This window comes from Saccharothrix sabaoui, from assembly GCF_051756985.1.
GTDB lineage: Bacteria > Actinomycetota > Actinomycetes > Mycobacteriales > Pseudonocardiaceae > Actinosynnema.
In genome coordinates, this window is record NZ_JBPKJK010000051.1 from 34,621 (window position 1) to 54,906 (window position 20,286).

General features: G+C 75.3%; 18 protein-coding genes. 5 read left to right on the forward strand and 13 right to left on the reverse strand.

What is annotated here, in order from left to right; all coding sequences use genetic code 11:
- Positions 1 to 58: 58 nt before the first annotated feature.
- The 7 genes from ACR807_RS18070 to ACR807_RS18100 form a co-directional block, all read right to left on the reverse strand.
- Positions 59 to 1,054 carry a PP2C family protein-serine/threonine phosphatase gene (locus ACR807_RS18070; RefSeq protein ID WP_438922496.1) on the reverse strand — a complete coding sequence of 332 codons (996 nt, stop codon included), beginning with the start codon at positions 1,052 to 1,054 and terminating at the stop codon, positions 59 to 61.
- Positions 1,054 to 3,234 carry a serine/threonine-protein kinase gene (locus ACR807_RS18075; RefSeq protein WP_438922497.1) on the reverse strand — a complete coding sequence of 727 codons (2,181 nt, stop codon included), beginning with the start codon at positions 3,232 to 3,234 and terminating at the stop codon, positions 1,054 to 1,056. Before ACR807_RS18075 ends, ACR807_RS18070 begins: the two co-directional genes overlap by 1 nt.
- A gap of 273 nt (positions 3,235 to 3,507) precedes the next feature.
- Positions 3,508 to 4,464 (reverse strand): glutamate ABC transporter substrate-binding protein, encoded by a 957-nt coding sequence (locus tag ACR807_RS18080; RefSeq protein ID WP_438922498.1) that lies wholly within the window; start codon positions 4,462 to 4,464, stop codon positions 3,508 to 3,510.
- On the reverse strand, positions 4,461 to 5,774 hold the full coding sequence (locus ACR807_RS18085; RefSeq protein ID WP_438922499.1) for a GlnX family signal transduction membrane protein: 1,314 nt from the start codon (positions 5,772 to 5,774) through the stop codon (positions 4,461 to 4,463). The genes ACR807_RS18080 and ACR807_RS18085 overlap by 4 nt, the downstream gene beginning before the upstream one ends.
- A gap of 155 nt (positions 5,775 to 5,929) precedes the next feature.
- A complete protein-coding gene (gene ybiA, locus ACR807_RS18090) occupies positions 5,930 to 6,433 on the reverse strand; it encodes a riboflavin biosynthesis intermediates N-glycosidase (protein WP_438922500.1) in 504 nt (167 codons plus the stop codon).
- A gap of 91 nt (positions 6,434 to 6,524) precedes the next feature.
- The gene (locus tag ACR807_RS18095; RefSeq protein ID WP_438922501.1) at positions 6,525 to 7,100 is read right to left on the reverse strand and encodes a pyridoxamine 5'-phosphate oxidase family protein; all 576 of its coding nucleotides are present in this window, start codon (positions 7,098 to 7,100) and stop codon (positions 6,525 to 6,527) included.
- Positions 7,084 to 7,632, reverse strand: a complete 549-nt coding sequence (locus ACR807_RS18100; RefSeq protein ID WP_438922502.1) for a hypothetical protein — start codon at positions 7,630 to 7,632, stop codon at positions 7,084 to 7,086. Before ACR807_RS18100 ends, ACR807_RS18095 begins: the two co-directional genes overlap by 17 nt.
- Positions 7,633 to 7,724: 92 nt before the next feature.
- On the opposite strand from ACR807_RS18100, the gene ACR807_RS18105 reads away from it, so the two are divergent.
- On the forward strand, positions 7,725 to 8,771 hold the full coding sequence (locus ACR807_RS18105; protein ID WP_438922503.1) for a threonine aldolase family protein: 1,047 nt from the start codon (positions 7,725 to 7,727) through the stop codon (positions 8,769 to 8,771).
- Here the strand turns inward: ACR807_RS18105 and ACR807_RS18110 are convergent.
- From ACR807_RS18110 to ACR807_RS18125, 4 genes are all read right to left on the reverse strand, one after another.
- Complete coding sequence (locus ACR807_RS18110) at positions 8,728 to 9,975, reverse strand: RNA polymerase sigma factor (protein ID WP_438922504.1); 1,248 nt, start codon at positions 9,973 to 9,975, stop codon at positions 8,728 to 8,730. The genes ACR807_RS18105 and ACR807_RS18110 overlap by 44 nt on opposite strands.
- A gap of 2 nt (positions 9,976 to 9,977) precedes the next feature.
- Positions 9,978 to 10,325 (reverse strand): YciI family protein, encoded by a 348-nt coding sequence (locus ACR807_RS18115; RefSeq protein ID WP_438922505.1) that lies wholly within the window; start codon positions 10,323 to 10,325, stop codon positions 9,978 to 9,980.
- Positions 10,326 to 10,493: 168 nt separating this feature from the next.
- Positions 10,494 to 10,934 carry a MarR family winged helix-turn-helix transcriptional regulator gene (locus ACR807_RS18120; RefSeq protein ID WP_438922506.1) on the reverse strand — a complete coding sequence of 147 codons (441 nt, stop codon included), beginning with the start codon at positions 10,932 to 10,934 and terminating at the stop codon, positions 10,494 to 10,496.
- A 107-nt stretch (positions 10,935 to 11,041) separates the two neighbouring features.
- Positions 11,042 to 11,491 (reverse strand): GNAT family N-acetyltransferase, encoded by a 450-nt coding sequence (locus ACR807_RS18125; RefSeq protein WP_438922507.1) that lies wholly within the window; start codon positions 11,489 to 11,491, stop codon positions 11,042 to 11,044.
- A 134-nt stretch (positions 11,492 to 11,625) separates the two neighbouring features.
- Between ACR807_RS18125 and ACR807_RS18130 the strand changes: the two genes are divergently transcribed.
- The gene (locus ACR807_RS18130; protein WP_438922508.1) at positions 11,626 to 13,008 is read left to right on the forward strand and encodes an FAD-binding oxidoreductase; all 1,383 of its coding nucleotides are present in this window, start codon (positions 11,626 to 11,628) and stop codon (positions 13,006 to 13,008) included.
- Positions 13,009 to 13,032: 24 nt separating this feature from the next.
- Here ACR807_RS18130 and ACR807_RS18135 read toward each other — a convergent pair whose 3' ends face one another.
- Positions 13,033 to 14,001 carry an RNA polymerase subunit sigma-70 gene (locus ACR807_RS18135; protein WP_438922509.1) on the reverse strand — a complete coding sequence of 323 codons (969 nt, stop codon included), beginning with the start codon at positions 13,999 to 14,001 and terminating at the stop codon, positions 13,033 to 13,035.
- A gap of 115 nt (positions 14,002 to 14,116) precedes the next feature.
- Between ACR807_RS18135 and ACR807_RS18140 the strand changes: the two genes are divergently transcribed.
- Both ACR807_RS18140 and rox read left to right on the forward strand, forming a co-directional pair.
- Positions 14,117 to 15,571 carry an MFS transporter gene (locus ACR807_RS18140; protein WP_438922510.1) on the forward strand — a complete coding sequence of 485 codons (1,455 nt, stop codon included), beginning with the start codon at positions 14,117 to 14,119 and terminating at the stop codon, positions 15,569 to 15,571.
- Positions 15,572 to 15,751: 180 nt separating this feature from the next.
- Complete coding sequence (gene rox, locus ACR807_RS18145) at positions 15,752 to 17,179, forward strand: rifampin monooxygenase (RefSeq protein WP_438922511.1); 1,428 nt, start codon at positions 15,752 to 15,754, stop codon at positions 17,177 to 17,179.
- Between the two features lie 187 nt (positions 17,180 to 17,366).
- Here rox and ACR807_RS18150 read toward each other — a convergent pair whose 3' ends face one another.
- Positions 17,367 to 18,029: a TVP38/TMEM64 family protein gene (locus tag ACR807_RS18150; RefSeq protein WP_438922512.1), complete on the reverse strand. Its 663-nt coding sequence runs from the start codon at positions 18,027 to 18,029 to the stop codon at positions 17,367 to 17,369.
- Between the two features lie 295 nt (positions 18,030 to 18,324).
- Between ACR807_RS18150 and ACR807_RS18155 the strand changes: the two genes are divergently transcribed.
- A partial coding sequence (locus ACR807_RS18155; protein ID WP_438922513.1) for a hypothetical protein occupies positions 18,325 to 20,286 on the forward strand: 1,962 nt, incomplete at its 3' end.

A 20,286-nucleotide genomic window follows, 5' to 3' on the forward strand; every position in this document is an offset into this window, starting at 1 on the left:
TCGGGCTAGTCGGGGCCGCCGGGGCGACGCCCCGGGCGCGGCGGCGGTCAGGCGGCGGTCAGGCGCCGCGCAGCTGGACGACGACCACGGTGATGTTGTCGTGCCCGCCGGCGCGCAACGCCACCTCCACCAGCTCCCGCGCCACCTCCACCGGCGGCAGCCGCCGCGAGATCGCCTCCGGCGGCAGCGCCGCCAGCAGGTCCTCCGGTTCCGGCACGTAGTTCCACAGCCCGTCGCTGCACAGCACCAGCAGCCCCGGTGTCCGCGCCGCGAACGTCACCGTCCGCGGCCCGGTCACCCCCGAGTCCGCGCCCAGCCACCGCGACAGCACGTGCGCGCGGCGGTCGGTCAGCGCCTCCTCCTCGGTCAGCACCCCCTCGGCGACCAGCTGCGCCGCCCACGTGTCGTCCGTGGTCAGCCGCGCCGCGCCGCCCTCGGCGACCAGGTAGGCGCGGCTGTCGCCGACCCAGCCCACCGTCACGGACCCGTCGGTGACCACCGCGGAGACGAACGTGCAGGACGGGGCCACCTCCGCCGCCTCCGGCCGGGCCAGCCCGCCCACCGCGGCGTTGGCCGCCACCACCGCCTCCGCGGTGGCCCGCTCCGCGTCGGACGCCGCCTGCACCGTGCCCGACTGCAACCCGGTCAGCAGCACGTCCGCCGCCGTGTCCACGGCCAGCTGCGACGCCTGCTCGGCGCGTTCGGACGACGCCACCCCGTCGCACACCACCACCGCGACCCCGCGCCCGCGCACCCGGCCGAACGCCATCGAGTCCTCGTTGCGCTGCCGCCGCCTGCCCCGGTCGCTGACCCCCGCCACGGCGGGCAGCACGAACTCCACCCGGTCGCGCGCCGAGGGCCGCGCCCGCCCGCACTGGTCGCAGAAGCCGTCCTCGTCGAACTCCGCGCCGCCGCACGCGCACAGCGGCGGCCACTGCGAGCCCGGCCCGCCCACGGGGGTGCGCTGCACCCGCAGGTTGCGGCCGCACGCCTCGCAGAACCGGTCCTTGGGCGACACCGGCGACGAGCACTCGGGGCACACCTCGCCGGCCATCAGAGCAGCGTCCTGGGCCGGACCGCGTTCGCGCGGTCGACGAGCGCGATGCGCTCCTCCGGGGTGTCGGCCAGCCGCGCGAGCTGCCGGTAGCAGCGTTCCAGGCCCAGCCGCAGGCCCGTCGCGGTCAGCTCGCAGCCCAGCAGCCGCTGCGCGGGCACCCCGCCACCGGGGGAGGCCCCCGACTGCGGCCCCGGCAGCGATCCCAGCGCCGCGCGCAGCAGCTCCGCCGTCAACCCGGCCCGCCTCGCCACGTCCAACCCCAACCCCGACAGCCTCGTCCCGGCCGCCAGCAGGTCCGGCAGCCCCCCACCGCCCGCCTGCGCCCGCACCGCGGCGACCTGCGCCGACACGTGGTGGCTCGACGTCTCCGGCACCGAGTGCAGCACCCGCACCGCCCCCTCCCGGTCGCCGCCCGCGAGCAGCACCCGCGCCAGGCCGAACGCCGCCGACACGTGGGCCCGGTCGGTGCGCCACACCACCTCGTAGCCGGCCCGCGCCGCCTCCGCGTCGCCGCCCAGCTCCGCGCACACCGCGGTCGCCAGCTTGGGCGCCGCCTCCCCCGGCAGCAGGTCGCGCACCCGCGCGAACGCCGCACGGGCCTCGTCGAACCGCTCCCGCAGCAACGCCGCCACCCCCCGGTACCAGCCGGGCCGCCAGTCGTCCTCGGCCGGCGCGCACGGCGCCCGCGGGTCCAGCGCCGCCACCGCCACCAGCTCGTCCAGCTCGGCCACCGCCCCGTCGACCCGGTCGGCCTCCAGCAGCGCCCGCACCACCTGCAGCCGCACCTCCACCGTCTGCACCGGCGCCGCCCGCAGCGACGTCACCAGCTGGCCCGGGTCGCCCGACGCCGCCGTGGCCAGGAACCCCGCCGCCTCGTCGGAGGTGTCCACCTGCGGCACCGGCAACCCCGAGGCCGCCGCCCGCGCCACCACCGGCCCCTCCACGCCGAACGCCCGCCGCTCCGGCGTGAACTGCCGCGACAGGCCCGGCCGCGGCACGCCGTCCTGCTGCGCCAGCACCTCCCGCAGCACGCCGGTCAGCTGCTCGGCCATCTCCTCGGCCGAGCCGAACCGCTGCTCGGGGTCGCGGTGCGTCGCCCGCAGCAGGAACCGGTGCAACGAGTCGTGGCGGCGCAGCAGCGGCTGCTCCTCCGGCCCCGGCAGCGACCGCGTGAACGCGCCCCGGAAGTCGAACGGGAAACTCATCACCGCCAGCGCGCGACCCACCGTGTAGAGGTCGGAGGCCACCGAGGGCCCCACCGAGCCGATCTCGGGGGCCTGGTAGCCGATGGTGCCGTAGAGGGGGGAGTGGCGGTCGTCGACGCGGCGCACCGCCCCCAGGTCGATCAGCTTCAACTGCTCCTCGGTCTGGATCACGTTGTCGGGTTTGAAGTCGCAGTACAGCAGACCCACGCCGTGCAGGTAGCCCAGGGCGGGCAGCACCTCCAGGGCGTAGGCGATGGCCTGCGGCACGGGCAGCGCCTCCTGGCCGGTGCCGCCCGCACGCAGATTCTTGATCATGTCCTTGACGGAGGTGCCGCCGACGTACTCCATCACGATGTAGTCGACCAGCTCCCCGCACGCCCGGTCGGCGTGCCGCACGAAGTTGTGGATCTTGACGATGGTGGGGTGCTCCACCTCGGCGAGGAACCGCCGCTCGGCGGTCGCCGCGGCCGCCGCGTCGGCGTCACCGGAGTCCAGCAGGCCCTTGAGCACCACCCACCGGTCGCTCACCGCGTGGTCGGCGGCCAGGTAGATCCAGCCCAACCCGCCGTGCGCCAGGCAGCCCAGCACCTCGTACTGGTCGTGCAGCACCTCGCCGGGCGCGAGCTTCGGGGTGAACGAGTAGCGGTGCCCGCAGTGCGCGCAGAACCCCTCCACCCGGCCCGGCCGGCCGTCGCGGCCCCGGCCCACGCCCTTGCCGCACGCCGAGCAGAACCGCTTGGCCTCGGGCACCTCGGGGTCGGTCAGCACCGCCGTCTTCGGATCCCGGTAGGGCACCCGCGGCACCTCCACCAGCCCCGCGCCCAACCGGCCGCGCCCCGAGGACCCGGCCGAGGAGCGCCGCGTGCGCGCCCCCGACGGAGCCGTGACACCCGCCCACGGCGCCGTGCCCGGACCGCTGTCCCGGCCGGTCGCCGGCCCGGTGACCGCGCCCGTCGCCACCTGGACCGACACCGCCGGGACCGTTCCGGCCGGAGCCGTCGCCACCGACCGCGCCGTCGCCGTCGCCGAGGTCGGGGCCGGGGCTGGGGCCGGGGTTACCGCCGGCGGCGCCTCCAGCCCGCACGCCTCGCAGAACCCGTCGTCCTCGACCGCCCCGCCGCACCCCGACCGCGAACACGCCCTCATCGGACCCCCGTCCTCGCCGGCACCGCGCGCCGGCGGCGCGCCACCGCCACCGTGCCCCCGAACGGGCCGCACGGCACGGCGAAGTCCCCGGCGCGCACGTCAGTCCCGGTAGACCGCGGCCGGCGGGGCGGGCGGCGGACCCAGCCAGCGGGCGTGGATCGCCGCCCACGTGCCGTCCGCGCGCAGCCGCTCCAGCACCCCGTTGGTGAAGCGCACCAGGTCCTCCGCGCCCTTCGGGAACGCCATGCCGTACGGCTCGGCCGTGAACTGCGGCCCCACCACCTTCGTGTAGGGGTCCTGCGCGGCGAACCCGGCCAGGATCGTGTCGTCGGTGGAGATGGCCGCCACCTGGCCCTGCTGGAGCATCACCAGGCAGTCCGTCCAGTCCGGCACCGACACCGCCACCGCGCCCGCCCGCGCCACCTCCACCAGCGAGCTGGAGCCCTTCGTGGCGCACACCCGCTCCCCGCGCAGCGACCCGATGCCCGTCGCCGCCGAGCCCACCGGCACCAGCACCCGCTGCCCGGCCTGGTGGTAGACGGTGGAGAAGTCGACCCGGCGCCACCGCTCGCAGGTCGCCGTCATCGTGCGCACCACCACGTCCACCTCGCCGCGCTCCAGGGCCGGGATGCGCTCGTCGGAGGTGAGGACCTTGAACTGGATCGCCGCCGGGTCGCCCAGCACCGCCCGCGCCACCTCGCGGGCCATGTCCACGTCGAAGCCCTCCAGCTCGCCGGTCGCCGGGTTGCGGAACCCCATCAGGTAGGTGTTCTGGTCCACGCCCGCCACGAGCCGCCCGTGCGCCCGGACGCGGTCCAGGGTGGGGCCCCCGGCCGGGGTCGCCGGGCGCAGGCTCGCCGTCGGGTCGCACGACCCGGGCGCCACCGCCGCCGGTCCGGGCGGCGCGGTCAGCTCCACCGCCCCCGCCGGCGTGGGCACCTCCGCCGACGCGCCGCCGATGGGCGGCGCGGCGCTGGGCACCGGCGCGCACGCCGCCAGCAGCAGGGCCACCAGCAGCGCCGCCGGCAGGGCCGCGACCGCCCGCCGCCGCCTCACCGGTACTCCTTCAACCGCTGCCACAACCCCCACGTGGAGGCCACCGCCGCCAGCAGCGCGAGCGCCGCCACCGCGGTCACCGCCCCGCGCAGCGCGCCGCGCGCCGTGCCGATGGCCAGCGTCAGCTCCGCGCGCCGCGCGCCGATCGCGTCGCGCAGGTCCGCGTCCAGCTCGTCGAACGCGGTCGCCGCGCCCGCCGCGTCCTGCCCCAGCGCCACCGCCACCGCCGCCGTGTGGTCGCCGCGCCCGTCGGCCTCGCGCACCAGCCGGTGCGCCTCCCGCCACCGGTCGTGGTGCTCGACGGCCTCCGCCACCTGTCCCGACGGCTCCAGCCGGTGCGCCCTGGCCAGCAGGTCGGTCAGCGTCCGGTCGGCCTCGGCGTAGGCGTCCTCGTACACCGCGCCGCCGCCGCGCGCCACCAGCGTCAACGTCTCGTCGCCGCGCGCGGTCAGCGTCGCGATCCGGGCCCGCGCCAGCACGTCCACCAGGGTCGCCGCGTCCTTGCTGGTCGAGACGTGCGACACCACCAGCAGGCTCGCCGCCAGCACCCACAGCAGCGAGATCGCCGTCAACGCGGTCGCCACCACCAGACCGGGGTTGAGCAGCCGGTTCGTCCGGCGGGTCAGGAAGCGCTGCGCGAGCACCAGCGCCGTCAGCGCCGACGCGCCCAGCAGCAGCTCACCCCACGGCAGCGAGCCCGCGCCGTCCAGGTCGCGCACCACGTTCGCGTTCTCCACCCGGTACAGCTCCCGCGCCGCCGGCAGCAGCCGCGTGCGCATCAGCGTGGACGCCTCCCGCAGGTAGGCCGCGCCGACCGGGTTGCCCTGCCGGTTGTGCGTGCGGGCGGTCTCCACCAGTCCCGTGTAGACCGGCAGCTGCCCGGACAGCGTCGCCAGCGCCCCGCCCACCTGCGGGGACCGGGCGTTCTCGCTGGTCGCGGCGGACAGCGCGGCCGCCGCCTTCGCCACGTCGTCCTCGTAGCGGCCGCGCAGCGCCGCCGACTCCACCCCGCCCGAGAGGAACGCGCTGGCCGCCGTCGCGTCCGCGTCCGCCATCGCCCGGTAGACCTCCTGCGCGGCGAACGCGAGGGGCTCGCTGCGGTCGGCCAACGCCTCCAGCGCCGCCGAGCGCCGCTGCACCGACAGCGCCGTCACCGCGCCCACCAGCAGGCTCAGCACGATCAGCAGCAGCGCCAGCAGCGTCAACCGGCCCGGCGTGCTGCGCGCCAGACCGGTCAGCCGGCGCAGCACGTCCCGGTTCAGGCCGCCCCGGTTCGCCCCACCCCGGGGACGCGGTACCTCGACCAGCACGACCGCCCCCTTCCCGGAGTGATCGGCGCCACCCGCCGCCCTGACAGGGTAGATCGCGGCCGGTCGGGGCGGGACGCGATCGACCCACCCCGACCCGCGCCCACCCCGGCTGACCGGCCCGGCCCCGCCCCACCCCCGGGACGCGCCCCGGCCGGTCAGCCGGCGCGCAGCCGTTCCCGCACGGTCATCAGCGCCTCGCCGAGCAGGTTCAGGCCGCGCCACGCCGTCGGGTCGGCGGCGCGCTCGTCGTCCTCGGCCAGCCCGATGCCCCACACCCGGTCCACCGGGCTGGCCTCCACCAGCACCCGGTCGCCGGTCGCCAGCAGGAACGCCCGCAGGTCGTCGTGCGCCCCGAACTTGCCCAGGTTCGCGCGCACGACGACGTCGAGCCGGTGCTCGACCCACCGCTCGTCGTCGAAGTCCCGGACCTGCCGGCCCAGCGCCTTCGCCTCGGCGGGCGTGCGGGCCCGCAGCACCCGCTGCGCGACGTGCTCGTCACCGAACAGCAGCGCCTTGCCGACCATCATGTAGTGCTCGGCGGTCGGGTACGTGCGGCCGTCCTCGGTGAACGGCGCCTCGTACCACTGGCTCAGGCACTGCTTGCCGACCGGCGCGCCCGGCCGCGTCCGGTGTCCCCAGAAGAACAGGTAGTCAGCCACGGGCGCGAACACTGCCACAGCACCGGCGTCCCCGGCGCGCCCTTATCCGCCATCCGCCATCCGCCGCCCGCCACCGGGGTCCGCCCCGGGGCTAGCGCGGCGGCAGCGGCAGGGGCAGCGCGGGCAGGCCGTCGATGCTGGCCACGTTGTGGGCCTTGCCCTCGCAGTAGGCTGCGAACTCCTCGTCGGACTTGCGGCCGAAGTACTCCGCGTGCAGCGTCCGCTCGCCCCGGTAGTCCATCAGCGGCACCGCGAAGCCGCACGTGTCGCTGATCAGCTTCGCCGTCACCACCACGACCGCGCGCAGCGCCGGGCCGTCCGCCTCGCCGAACCCCGCCACCAGCTCGGCGAAGCGCGGGTCGTCGCGGAACACCGGCTCGCCCGTGCCGTGCACCCGCACGATGTTCGGCGGACCGTCGAACGCGCACCACATGAGTGTGATCCGGCCGTTCTCGCGCAGGTGGGAGATGGTCTCGGCGTGGCTGCCGCCGAAGTCGAGGTACGCCACGCGGTGCTCGTCGAGCACCCGCCACGTGCCGGCGCGGCCCTTGGGCGAGACGTTCACGTGCCCGTCGGCGGCCAGCGGGGCGGAGGCCGTGAAGAACACGGGCTGCGCCTCGATGAACTCCCGGAGACGTCCTTCGATGCGGTCATAGGTCTTTCCCATGGGGCGAGTATCGCCGGGACAGCACGCGATGACGACGGACTTCGCTCCCCGTGAGACCGGTGAACGACCGCACACGCCGCCACGGTTCGCCCACCCCCACCGAGCCGTCGCCGCGCGCCATCGCGTCGCGGTGGTGCGCGGCGGTGACCCACTCGGCGTAGTTGAGCACCCGCGTGCCGTCCAGGCTCACGTGGAAGCGCGCCGACACGCCGCCGGGCACCGGGTCGTCCCCGGCCAGCGCCTCCAGCACCAGGTCCACCCACGGCTCGGCGACGCCGGGCCGGTCGAACGCGATCTCCACCAGCACCACGCACCCCGCCTCCCGCTCCGCGCCCAGGCCCGCGGAGCGGTAGCGGCGGTAGGCCACCGCGCCGGGCGGCTCGACGGGCGCCGACCACTGCGACAGGGTGGTGACGCGCCCCTCCTCGTCCTCCAGCCACCGCACGTCGAGCAGCCCCGCGGGGCGCGGGTCGAACGGAACTCGGTCGTGGTGCAGCACGACTGCCGCGGCGTCTTCCCGGTCCAGGTCCATGACCCCATGCTCCGGGCCGGTCGACCGGGCCCGAATCCGTCACCCGACCGGAATTTATTGCACATTGTGTGCAACAAGGTCAGACTCCGGTCATGGCACCCGAGATCCGACGCTCCCTGGTCGTCCACTCCCGCTGGCTGCGCCGCGACCCGCACACCGTGCTCCGCGCCCTGCTCGACCGGCTGCCGCCGGGCACCGACCCGGACGCGGTGACCGGGGAGCTGGAGCGCCGCGTCGCCGACCTGCTCGGCAAACCCGCCGCCCTGTTCTTCCCCACCGGCACCATGGCCCAGCAGACCGCGCTGCGCGTGCACGCCGACCGCACCAACCGGCGCACGTTCGCCGCCCACCCCCGGTGCCACCTCGCCCTGTGGGAGGAGAGCGGCTACAACGCCGTGCACGGGCTGCGGCACAAGGCCGTGGGCGACCCGCAGCGGCTGCTCGCCACCGCCGACCTCGCCGAGGTCCGCGAACCGGTCGCCGCGCTGCTGCTGGAGCTGCCGCAGCGCGAGATCGGCGGCGTGCTGCCCGAGTGGGACGACCTGGTCGCGCAGACCGGGTGGGCGCGCGACCGCGGCGCCGCCGCCCACCTCGACGGCGCGCGCCTGTGGGAGGCCCAGACCTACTACGAACGCCCGCACGCCGAGATCGCCGCCCTGTTCGACACCGTCTACGTCTCCCTCTACAAGGGACTGGAGGGCGTGCGCGGCGCGGTCCTGGCCGGCGACCGGGAGACCGTCGACACCGCGTCGGTGTGGCGCAGTCGGCTCGGCGGGGCCGTGCCCGACGCGTGGCCGCTGACCGCCGCCGCCCTGATCGGCCTCGACGAGATGCTGCCGAGGATGGCCGAGTTCCGCGACCACGCCCGCGCCGTCGCCGCCGCGATCAACGCCGACGGCTACGCCCGCACCCACCCCGAGGTGCCGCAGACCCCGATGTTCCACGTCCACCTGCCCGCGTCGAAGGAGGCCGTCGTCGCCGCCGCCGAACGCGTCCTGGCCGAGACCGGCGTCGAGATGCCCGCCCACCCCCGGGCCGCGGCCGACCCGTCCCGGTGCAGCATCGAGCTGACCGTCGGCGTGGTGACGCTGGAGTTCACGCCCCGGGAGGTCGCGGAGCTGGTCCGGCGACTGCGCTGAGCCCCCGGCGCAGCAGGTCGCGCTCGGCGTCGTTGCCGGCCAGCCCCAGCGCCAGCCGGTAGGCGTCCGCCGCCGCCCCCGGCCGGCCCAGGCGGCGCAGCAGGTCCGCGCGCACCGCGTGGAACAGGTGGTAGCCGGCCAGCGGCAGCCCGTCCACCAGCGCCAACGCCGCCCCCGGCCCGGCCGCCTCCGCCACCGCCACCGCCCGGTTCAGCGCCACCACCGGCGACGGCGTCAGCACCATCAGGTGGTCGTAGAGCGCCACCACCTGCGCCCAGTCCGTCGGGGGCGGGTCGCTGTGCACCGCGTTGATCGCCGCCTGCACCTGGTACGGGCCCGGCCGGCCGCGCCGCAGGCACCGGCGCACCAGCGCGCGGCCCTCGTCGAGCAGCGCCCCGTCCCACCGCGACCGGTCCTGCCCGGCCAGCCGCACCAGGCCGCCGTCCGGGCCCGTGCGCGCCGCGCGGCGGGCGTGCAGCAGCAGCATCAGCGCGAGCAGCCCGAGCACCTCGGGCTCGTCGGGCATCAGCTCCGCCAGCACCCGGCCCAGCCGCACCGCCTCCGCGCACAGTTCGTCGCGCACCAGCACCTCGCCCGAGGCGGCCGAGTAGCCCTCGTTGAACACCAGGTACACCACCGCCAGCACCGCGCCCAGCCGGTCGGGCAGCTCCGCTTCCCCCGGCACCCGGTAGGGGATGCGGGCGTCGCGGATCTTGGCCTTCGCCCGCACCAGCCGCTGCGCCATGGTCGCCTCCGGCACCAGGAACGCCCGCGCGATCGCCGCCGTGGACAGCCCGCCCAGCAGCCGCAGCGTCAACGCCACCCGCGACGCCGGGGCGAGCGCCGGGTGGCAGCACGTGAAGATCAACCGCAGCCGGTCGTCGGCCACCGCCCCCACCTCCTCCGACGCATCCCGCTCGTCGCGCTCGCGCAGCAGCGCGGCCCGGGCGTGCCGGTCCGCGCGCGAGGACTCCCGGCGCAGCCGGTCCACCGCCCGGTTGCGGGCCGTGGTGATGATCCAGCCGGCCGGGCTGGGCGGCACGCCGTGCTCCGGCCAGCGACGCACCGCCTCGGCGAACGCGTCCTGGACCGCCTCCTCGGCGACGTCGAGGTCGCCGAAGACGCGGGCCAGGACCGCCACCGCCCGGCCGTGCTCGGCCCGGAACACCCGCTCGACCGCGGACCCGGCCCCGTCGACCGGCACCACTAGCCCTCCTGGAACGGCCGGACCTCGATCGGCAGCGTGGTGGCCAGGCTCAACCGGCGGCCCCACCCCAGCGCCGCGTCCAGGTCCGCCACCTCCACCACCGTGAACCCGCCCAGGTGCTCCTTGGTCTCCACGTACGGCCCGTCGGTGACCAGCACGTCGCCGCTGCCGGTGGGGCGCAGCGTGGTGGCGGTGTCGGGGGAGTGCAGCCCCGCGCCGAACACCCACACCCCCGCCCGCTGCATGGCGTCGTTCACGGCGTCGACGTCGGTCATGATCCGGTCGAGCACCTCGGGCCCGGGCACGCCGCCGGTCGGCTGCACCACGCTGAGCAGGTACTTCGCCATGTCGTCCTCCTCGAAGGGGTCGGTTCCCGCCCACTACACGAACGGACCCCGCCCGGATCGACACCCGGCGCGGAAAACCCGCGAGAAAATCCCGGCGGGTCCGGCGGCGGTGCTCAGCGGTGTTCGGCGGCGGTGGTGCTCAGCGGCAGTGGTGCTCGGCGGTGGTGCTCAGCGGTGGTGCTCCAGCACGACGCCGAGCACGCGCACCAGCTCGGCCCGCTCCGCCGCCGACAGCGGCGCGAGCAGCGCGTCCTGCGCCCCCGTCAGCACCCCGTCCAGCTCCCGCAGGTGCGCCGCCCCGGCGGGGGTGAGGCTGACGGTGTTGCGCCGCCCGTCCTGCGGGTCGGGCGCGCGCACCACGAAACCCTTGCCCGCCAGCTCGTTCACGGTGGCCACCACGTCGCTGCGGTCCAGCCCGCCGCGCCGCCCCAGGTCCGCCTGGCTGGCCGGCCCGAACTGCTCCAGCGCGGCCAGCAGCGAGTAGTGGTAGCGGCGCGCGCCGACCGCGCCGAGCCCGTCGCCGACCAGCCGCGAGGCCAGCGTCGCGGTCTGGGTCAGCAACCAGCTCGGCGCGCCGCGCAACCGGTCGGGCGCACCCCTGCTCTCCATGGCCGGGCAGTCTACCGGCTCGTTGGCCGCGCCAACGGTGACCGACGGTGGCCGACGAGGCAGGCGGTACCGGGGCGTCAGGCGGCGTCAGGCGGTACCCCGAGGCGTCAGGCGATGCCGGGGTGCCCGAACTGCGCGACCCGCAGCCCGCCCTCGACCACCACCGTGTCCACCACCCGGAACCCCAGGCCCTCGTACAGCGCGATGGCGGGCGCGTTGTCCGCACCCGTCGACACGATCGCCGGACCGCCCTCGGCCAGCACCTGCTCCACCAGCCGCCGCGCGAACCCCAGCCGGAAGTGGCTCGGCGCCACGCACAGCCGGTCGATGTCCAGCACGTCGTCGACCCTGGAGAAACCCACGAACGCCACCAGCTCGTTGTCGACGAACCCGCCGAGCCACCGCAGCGGCAGCGCCCGCACCTCCTCCACCGTCTCGACCAGCGCCGGGATCGCGGCCGACCCGATCAGCTCGGCCTCCACCGCGTAGGACTGCTTGGCGAGCCGGTGCACCGCCTCCACCGTCGCGTCGTCGGTCATGTCGAGGGGGACGATCATGCGGCCACCGCCTTCCGGGGGACTGGGGGAGTGAGCCGAAGGTAACCACTGGCCGAACCCTTCAACCACGATTGCGCCGTTCGCCCGATCAGGCCCCTTGACGACGGCGCGACCATGGGTTCGGGGGTGGGGGCGTGGAATTCGGCAGAAGAACGTTCATGCAGGCCACCGGGCTCGCGGCGCTGGGGGCGTGGGACCACGACTGGCACCGGCTGCGCCGGGCGCTCACCGGCCGGCTGGTGCTGCCCGGCGACGACGACTACGACCGGGCGCGCCGGCCGTTCAACACCGTCTACGCGCACCGCAGGCCCGCCGCGGTCGCGCTGTGCGCCGACGAGCCCGACGTCGCCCGCTGCCTGGAGTTCGCCGCCCGCCACCGGGTGCCCGTGGCCGCGCGCAGCGGCGGGCACAGCTACGGCGGCTACTCCACCCCCGAAGGCGGCCTCGTCGTCGACCTCGGCGCGCTGTCCGCCATCCGCGTCGACGAGGGCGGCACGCTGCGCGTCGGGGCGGGCACCCGCATGATCGACCTGTACCGGGAGCTGGGCCGCGCCGGGCGGCTGCTGCCCGCCGGGTCCTGCCCGACCGTGGGCATCGGCGGCCTCGCCCTGGGCGGCGGCATCAGCGTCGTGGCCCGCAAGCACGGCCTGACCTGCGACCACCTGCTCGGCGCGCGGGTCGTCACCCCCGACGGCACGCTCCGCCGCGCCGACGAGCAGGCCGAACCCGACCTGTTCTGGGCGCTGCGCGGCGGCGGTGGCGGCAACTTCGGCGTCGTCACCTCCTTCACCTTCGACACCGCGCCCGCGCACGACCTCGTCGCGTTCGACCTGAAGTTCCCGGCCGAGGCCACCACCGACGCGTTCGGCGCGTGGCAGGAGTGGATGGTCGACACCCCCGAGGACCTGTGGACGGCGTGCAACGTGCAGTCGGGCACCCCGCCCACGTTCAGCTGCGGCGGCGCCTGGGCCGGCACCCCGGACACCCTCGCGCCGCTGCTGGACCGGCTCACCGCGAAGGTGCGGCCCAGCAGCCTCACCGTGCTGCCCCTCGACTACCTCTCGGCGATGCTCCACTTCGCCGGCTGCCTGCCCGCGTGCACCCCCACCGGCGGCGAGGCGTTCGTCGCCTCCTCCCGCATGCTGCACCGCCCCGTCGACCCGGCGCGCGTCGTCGCCCTGCTGCACGGCAGGCGCTCGGGCCGCGCCCAGTTCGACTCCTTCGGTGGCGCCGTCGCCCGCGTGCGGCCCGACGCGACCCCGTTCCCGCACCGCGGCGCGATCGCCAGTGCGCAGGCGTACGTCACCGTCGACGGCGTCACCGTGCCCGAGGCCCGCGCCGTCCTCGCCGACCTGCGCGACGGCCTCGGCCACGGCACCGGCTACGTCAACTACATCGATCCCGACATGCCCGAGTGGCGCACCGCCTACTACGGCCGCAACCTGCCGCGCCTGCGCCGCACGGCCCGCCGCTACGACCCCGACCGCGTGCTGGCCTTCCCGCAGGGCCTGGCCTGACCCCCGCGCCGACGCCGAGGGCGGTCACCGGACGCGCGGGAGGCCCAGCTCGTCGAACAGGGCCGGGTCCTGGTGGGAGGTGATCCGGGCGATGCCTGCCCCGGTGACCGTCAACGCCTCCACCGAGTACGCGTGCTCGGCACCGTCCCCGGCGCGCAGGTACGTCGCGAACGCGGGCATCCCCCGGTAGGTCACCCGCTCCATCGAGCAGGTGCCGAACGCCGGGCACCCGGTGGACATGAACCGCGTGATCGCCTCGCGGCCGACCAGCGGCGCCGGGTCCGGCGGCAGCTCGCACACCGCGTCGTCGGTGAGCAGGTGCGTCAGGGTCGTCAGGTCGGCGTTCTCGAACGCCGACACGTACCGGTCGAGGAGGTCCCGCCGGCACGGGTCGTCGGGTTCCGGCACGTCGTCCGCCGACGTGGTCAGCTCCGAGAGCTGCGCCCTGGCCCGCTGGAGCATGCTGTTGACCGCCGCGCTCGTGGTGCCCAGCAGCTGCGCCACCTCGGCGGCCCGCCAGTGCAGCACCTCGCGCAGAATCAGCACGGCCCGCTGCCTCGGCGGCAGGTGGCGCCACGCGGTGGCCAGCGCCAGGCGCACGGCGGCGCGGGTCTCGACCACGGCCGCCGGGTCGGCGGGCTCGGTGCCGAACAGCAGCCGCGCGACCGGCTCCAACCAGCCGGTGTCCCGGTCCTGGGCCGCCGCGACCCGCCCCGGCCCGCCCAGCCCGGTCGGGAGCGGACGGCGGCCCCGCGTCTCGATCGCGGTCAGGCACGCGTTGGTGGCGATGCGGTACAGCCAGCTGCGCAGCGAGGAGCGGCCCTCGAACTCCGTGCAGGAGCGCCACGCCCGCAGGTACGTCTCCTGCACCAGGTCCTCGGCGTCCTGCGACGACCCCAGCATGCGCGAGCAGTGCGCCAGCAGTTCCCGCCGGAACGGGTCGGTGAGCCGGGCGAAGTCGCCGCGGGCCACCACCGTGTTCGTGTCGCTCATCCGGTGTTCTTCTCCTCGACCGGTCGGACCGTGCACAGGTGGAGACCGGCGACGGGGCGCGAAGTCATCGCGACCGCGCCGATGAATTCCCGGAGGGGGTCCGGTCAACACCGGCATGACCCAGTCACGACACGACCTCCCCGCGAACGGGGCGGGCGACACCGACCCCACCAGGCCCGACCCGCGCCGCTGGAAGGCGCTCGGACTGCTCTGCACCGCCTTCTTCATGGTGGCCCTCGACGGCCAGATCGTCATCCTCGCGCTGCCGTCCGTCCAGACGGACCTCGGCTTCACCGTGACCGGCCTCCAGTGGGTGCTCAGCGGCTACCTGCTCAGCTTCGGCGGCCTGCTGCTGCTGGGCGGCCGGGTCGCCGACGTGCTCGGCCACCGCAAGCTGTTCACCGCCGGCGTCGTCCTGTTCCTGGTGTCCTCGCTGCTGTGCGGCCTCGCCTGGTCCGGCGAGGTGCTGATCACCGCCCGCGTGCTCCAGGGCGTGTCCGCGGCCGTCATGTCGCCCACCGCGCTGGCCCTGCTGACGACCACGTTCGACGAGGGGCCCGAGCGCAACCGCGCGCTGGCCGTCTGGACCGGCACCGGCGCGTTCGGCGCCACGGCGGCGCTGCTCGTCGGCGGCGTGCTCACCGACGTGCTCGGCTGGGAGTGGATCTTCTTCATCAACGTGCCGGTCGCGCTCGTCATGCTCGCGCTGACCCCGCGCCTGCTGCGCGAGAGCACCGCCCCCGTCGGCGGCGGCAAGTTCGACATCGGCGGCGCGATCACCAGCACCGCGGCGGTGGTGCTGCTCATCTTCGCCGTGGTCGAGGCGCCCGCGGTCGGCTGGGGCAGCGCGCGCACCATCACCCTGATCGCGGTCTCCGTCGTGCTGGCCGCGGCGTTCGTGTTCATCGAGAAGCGCTCGCCCTCGCCACTGGTGCCACCGCACATCTTCCGCTCCAGCGCGCTGACCGGCGGCAACCTGATGATGATCCTGGTCGGCATGCTGCTGCTCGGCTTCAACGTCGTCGTCTCGCTCTACGGCCAGCAGGTCCTGCTCCTCACCCCGGTGATCTTCGGCCTCGGCACCCTGGCCTACGCGCTGACGGACGTCCTGTCGGCCAACGGCGCCGGGGCGCTGGTCAGCAGGTTCGGCTACCGGCCCGTCGCGCTGGTGGGCATGCTGCTGTTCGGCCTGGGCTCGCTGCTGATGACGCGGGTGTCGGCGGACGGCAGCTACTTCGGCGACCTGTTCTGGGGCCTGCTGGCGTTCGGCGCCGCGGTCGGCACGAGCTTCGTCGCGGTCACCGTCGCGGCGCTCGCCGGCGTCCCCGACGAGGAGGCGGGCCTGGCGTCGGGCATCAACAACGCGGCGTTCTGGATCGGCGGCGCGCTGGGCACCGCCGTCGTCTCGACGGTCGCCGTGTCGTTCACGACCGGCAGCGACGCGCAGGGGCTCACCGACGGCTTCTCGGCCGCCTTCCGGGCCTGCGCGGCCTTCGCCGCCACCGGCGTGGTCGTCGCCCTCGTCCTGCCGGCCAAGCGCGGCGCGAGCGAGTCGGTCGAGGTCCGCTGACCCGCGCCGACACCACCACCGGCCCCGTCGTGAAGGGGGAGAAAACACGAAAGGCAAGGAGGTCGCCCACTCCTTGCCACCTTTAACGTATAGCGCACAGGGGGTCTTGCCGCAAGACCCCGGTGAGGCCCCAGAATCCCCGCTCGACACGCACACCTTTGTCCAACGGGGGAGAAGTCCTTGATCGACGTCGTCGTGGTCGGCGCAGGGCCGACCGGCGTGATGCTGGCCGCCGAACTGGGGTTGCACGGCGTGCGCGCGCTCGTGCTGGACAAGGACGCGGAGCCGAACGGGATGATCCGCGCCCTCGGCCTGCACGCGCGCAGCGTCGAGGTGCTCGACCAGCGCGGCCTGCTGGACCGGCTCCTCCCGCTCGGGCAGCGCCACCCCCTCGGCGGGTTCTTCGCCGGCATCGCCACACCCGCCCCGGCGGACCTCGACACCGCCCACCCCTACGTCCTCGGCATCCCGCAGCCCACCGTCGAACGCGTGCTCACCGAGCACGCCACCGAGGTCGGCGTCGAGATCCGCCGCGGCCGGGAACTCGTCGGCCTCGACCAGGACGACGAGGGCGTGACCGCCGAACTCGCCGACGGCACGCGGCTGCGCTCCCGCTACCTCGTCGGCTGCGACGGCGGCCGCAGCGCGGTGCGCGGGCTGCTCGGCGTCGGCTTCCCCGGCGAACCCGCCCGGCACGAGTGGCTGCTCGGCGAGGTGGAGCTGACCACGCCGCCGGAGGAGGTGGCGGCCGTGGTCGCCGAGGCCCGCAAGACCCACCGGGGCTTCGGCGCCGGCCCCCTCGGCGACGGGGCGCACCGGATCGTCGCCCCCGCACCCGGGGTGGCCGAGGACCGCACCGTCCCGCCGACCCTGGACGAGCTCGCGCAGGCGGTGCGGGCGGTCGCCGGCACCGACTTCGGCGCGCACTCCCCCCGCCGGATCTCCCGCTTCGGCGACGCCACCAGGCTGGCGGAGCGCTACCGGGTCGGCCGGGTGCTGCTGGCCGGCGACGCGGCGCACGTCCACCCCCCGATGGGCGGTCAGGGCCTCAACCTCGGCCTGCAGGACGCGTTCAACCTCGCCTGGAAACTGGCCGCCGAGGTCCGCGGCTGGGCCCCGGACGGGCTCCTGGACAGCTACGAGGCCGAACGCCGCCCCGTCGCCGCCGACGTGCTCGACACCACCCGCGTGCAGGCCGAGCTGATCTCCCCCGAGCCGGGACCGCGCGCCGTGCGCGCCCTGCTGGCCGAGCTGATGGACTTCGAGGAGGTCAACCGGTACCTGATCGAGAAGATCAGCGCGATCGGCATCCGCTACGACTTCGGCGACGGGCACCACCTGCTCGGCAGGCGGCTGCGCGACGTCGCCCTCGGGCGCGGCCGGCTCTACGCGCTGACCCACGCGGGCCGCGGCCTGCTGCTCGACCAGACCGGCCGGCTCTCGGTCGAGGGCTGGGCCGACCGGGTCGACCACGTCGTCGACGTCAGCGGGGAACTCGACGCGCCCGCCGTGCTGCTGCGACCGGACGGCCACGTGGCGTGGGTCGGCGAGGACCAGCGCAGCCTGCGCGACCGGCTGCCCACCTGGTTCGGCGCCCCCACCGGCTGAGCACCCCGTGGTGGTGGCCGCCGCGCACACCACTGCGCCCACCACCACTGCGCCCACCACCACTGCGCCCACCACCACGGCGTCCACGAACGGCGAAGCCCTTCCGCGCCGCCGACCCCGGCGAGCACACCCGCCGCCGTGCTCGGGTTGCAGCAGACCGCCGGCAACGGCGCGGTCGCCGCCGCGCTCACCCTCCCGACGCCCCCGACGGGTTCGGGCAGCAGGTCGACGACGGGCGTCCGGCTCGACGCGCCCGTCCCCGAGCGGTGACGCCCAGGCGCGCGTCGACCACCAGACCGGCCACCCCCACCGCGCCGAGCACCGCGGACACCGCGAGCAGCACCGGATCGACGTCCCCGGTGAGCGCGTCACCGAGGAACGTCACGGCGACCGTGCCTGGCAGCACACCGACGACCGTGGCGACCAGGAACGGCGCGAACCGGATCGACGACACCCCCGCGCAGTAGTTGACCAGCGGGAACGGCACCGGCGCGATCAGCCGCAACGAGCCCACCGCCAGCCACCCGCGCCGCGCCAACCGCCGGTCCACCGCCGCCACCGCCGGGTGCGTCAACCGGGCGGCCACCGCGTCCCGCCCCAGCGCCCGCGCGAGCAGGAACGCCAGCGCCGCGCTCACCGCCGTGGCCGACACCGCGACCACCACCCCCGTGACAGGTCCGAACAACAACCCCGCGCCGAGCGTGAACGGCGTGCGCGGAACGGCCACCGTCGCCAGCGCGTGCGCCACGAAGAACGCGAGCGGCAACCACGGCCCGGCCGCCACCGCCCACTCCCGCACCTGATCGGCCCCGGGCCGCGGCCCGACCACCGCGAGCACCACCAGCCCCACGAGGAGCACCGCCGCCCCGACCAACCGGGGATCGCGGAACCACCGGGTCCGCTGCCCACCGGACGCTCGATCGCCGGGTCGGGGCACAGGGCGACGCGTCAGCACGGACCGACCTCTCAGCGGTGCGCCGGTACGGGTCCGGCGGGAACGGTCCGACCAGGTTATCGGGCTGCGACCAGGCACGAAGTCGACAGCGACCCGCAGGCACGGAGTTGTCAGCAGATCGGACAGGCGTGATGACATTCGGTGACCAGGCGAGAGCGCTGCTCGGTAACCTGACGCGGGGGGCGGGAACGTGGGAATCCAGACGCAGGACCAGGGCGCGTTACGCGACATGATCACGGTGTTGTCGAGCCTCGGCACCCGGCTGTCGGACACCTTCGCCGCCGGCTTCACCGACCTCGTAGAACCACCGCCCGCACTTGGCGACCCGCACTCCGGCCACCCCGCCACCCCGGCCGAGATCGCCGAGTTCCGCACCGCGTGCGAGCGGGAACTGGTGGTCACGACCCGCGCGCTGGACGTCGAGTTGGCTCACACCACCCTGCTGGACTGCCTGTGCCTGGCCGTCCTGTTCGGGCAGGGGAAGAACGACGGGCAGCTGGGCACGGCCAACCCGTTCACCCACGAGATGGAGTTCCTGGCCTCCTGCCAGCCGCGGATCGGCTCGCCGAACCTGTTCAGCCGCGGCAACCTCGAAGCCGCGCTGCGCGCACTCACCCTGGCCCGGCGGCATGGCGTGCTGGACGGTCAACTGACGCTCACCAATGGCTGGGCCGACGGTGGGATCACCCCGGCCGTGCTGGACGAGTCGTGGCAGGTGCACGACCAACTGGCCTGGGCCTGGCGGTCCGGGCACGGCGCGTTCCCGACCCGCTACGACTGGGAGTACTCGCTGCGCCTGGCCCGGCGGATCCGCGACCGCGGCGGCGATCACCCGGACCTGACCCTCCTGTTGCGGGCCCACATGTTCGTGCTGTCCGGCTGGGCCGGCTCGCTCCGGGAGTTCCACGGCACGATCACCGATCCCGCGCTGCAGACCCTGCTGCGCGAGCGCACCCTGCTGCACCTGCCTGCCGACCTCACCCTGTCCGAGTCGACGACGAACGACCTGGCGGCGGCAGGGATCAGGCTCCTGCTGCCCTGGTCGGTGCTGACCGGCGCGCTGGCGGAACCGCAGCGGCGGGAAGCCGAGCGCTGGCGCGCACTGCTCACCGCGGACGCGGCGACGCTGGGCCGCAACACCGACCGCAGACACGTGTTCGATTCGCCGTTGGCCACCACCCCACTGGTCGGGGTCGAAGACCTCGTGCTGTTCAGCCTGCCGCACGTGTTCAGCTCGGATCTCTCCCGGCTGGTCGAGCGGGTCTTCGCCCGGCTGCCCAACCTGCCGTACTACCGGGCCCGTGGCGAGATGGTGGAGGAGGCCGCGCTGGACCACCTGTCCGGGGTGTTCCCCGGCGCCCGGGTGCTGTGCGGCGGCAAGTACCCCGGCACGCGGCCCGGCGAGCTGATCGAGGTGGACGGTGTCCTGGTGTGGCAGGACGTGGTGCTGGTGATCGAGGGCAAGGGCGGGTACCTCAGCACCCGGTCCCGGCACGGCGACCCGGAGGCCGCCGTCACCGAACTGCGGCGTACCGTCGGCGACGGCTTCTTCCAGGTGGCCCGCCTGGTCCGCGCGCTGGACCGGGACGGCCGCGTCGTGCTGACCGGCGAACGCGACGAGTCGTTGACGCTGGAGCGCAGGACGATCCGTCGGGTCTTCGCCGTCGTGCCGACCGCGGACACCTTCGATTCGCTGCCTACCGTGCTCGGCCTGCTGTGGCAGCGAGAGGTGTTGCCGGACGGAGCGTTTCCGGCGATCCTCGCCGTGCCGGTCCTGCACCTGCTCACCGACCTGCTGCCCACCCCGCTGGAGCTGCTGGCCTACCTCGAGTACCGGGAGGAGGCGCTGGCCGCGCGGGGACTGCGGATCAGCGACGAACTCGAACTGCTGGCCGCGTTCGCCGCGACGATGGACGTCGTCGGCACGTTCCGCGCGTTGGACGTGCCCAGCGGGACGCTCGGCACCGACCACCAGGAGAAGTACCTCGACCCGTGGTTGCAGGACTCCTTCCACGCCTGGCTCAACGACCTCCCGCCGGTCCCGCCCCCGCGGCGGCACGCCGAGGAGCACCACGCGAAGATCGGGCGGTTCCTGGCCGCCACGCACGACACCGCGGCGGCCACCGTCCTGCACCAGCTCACCGGGGCCCAG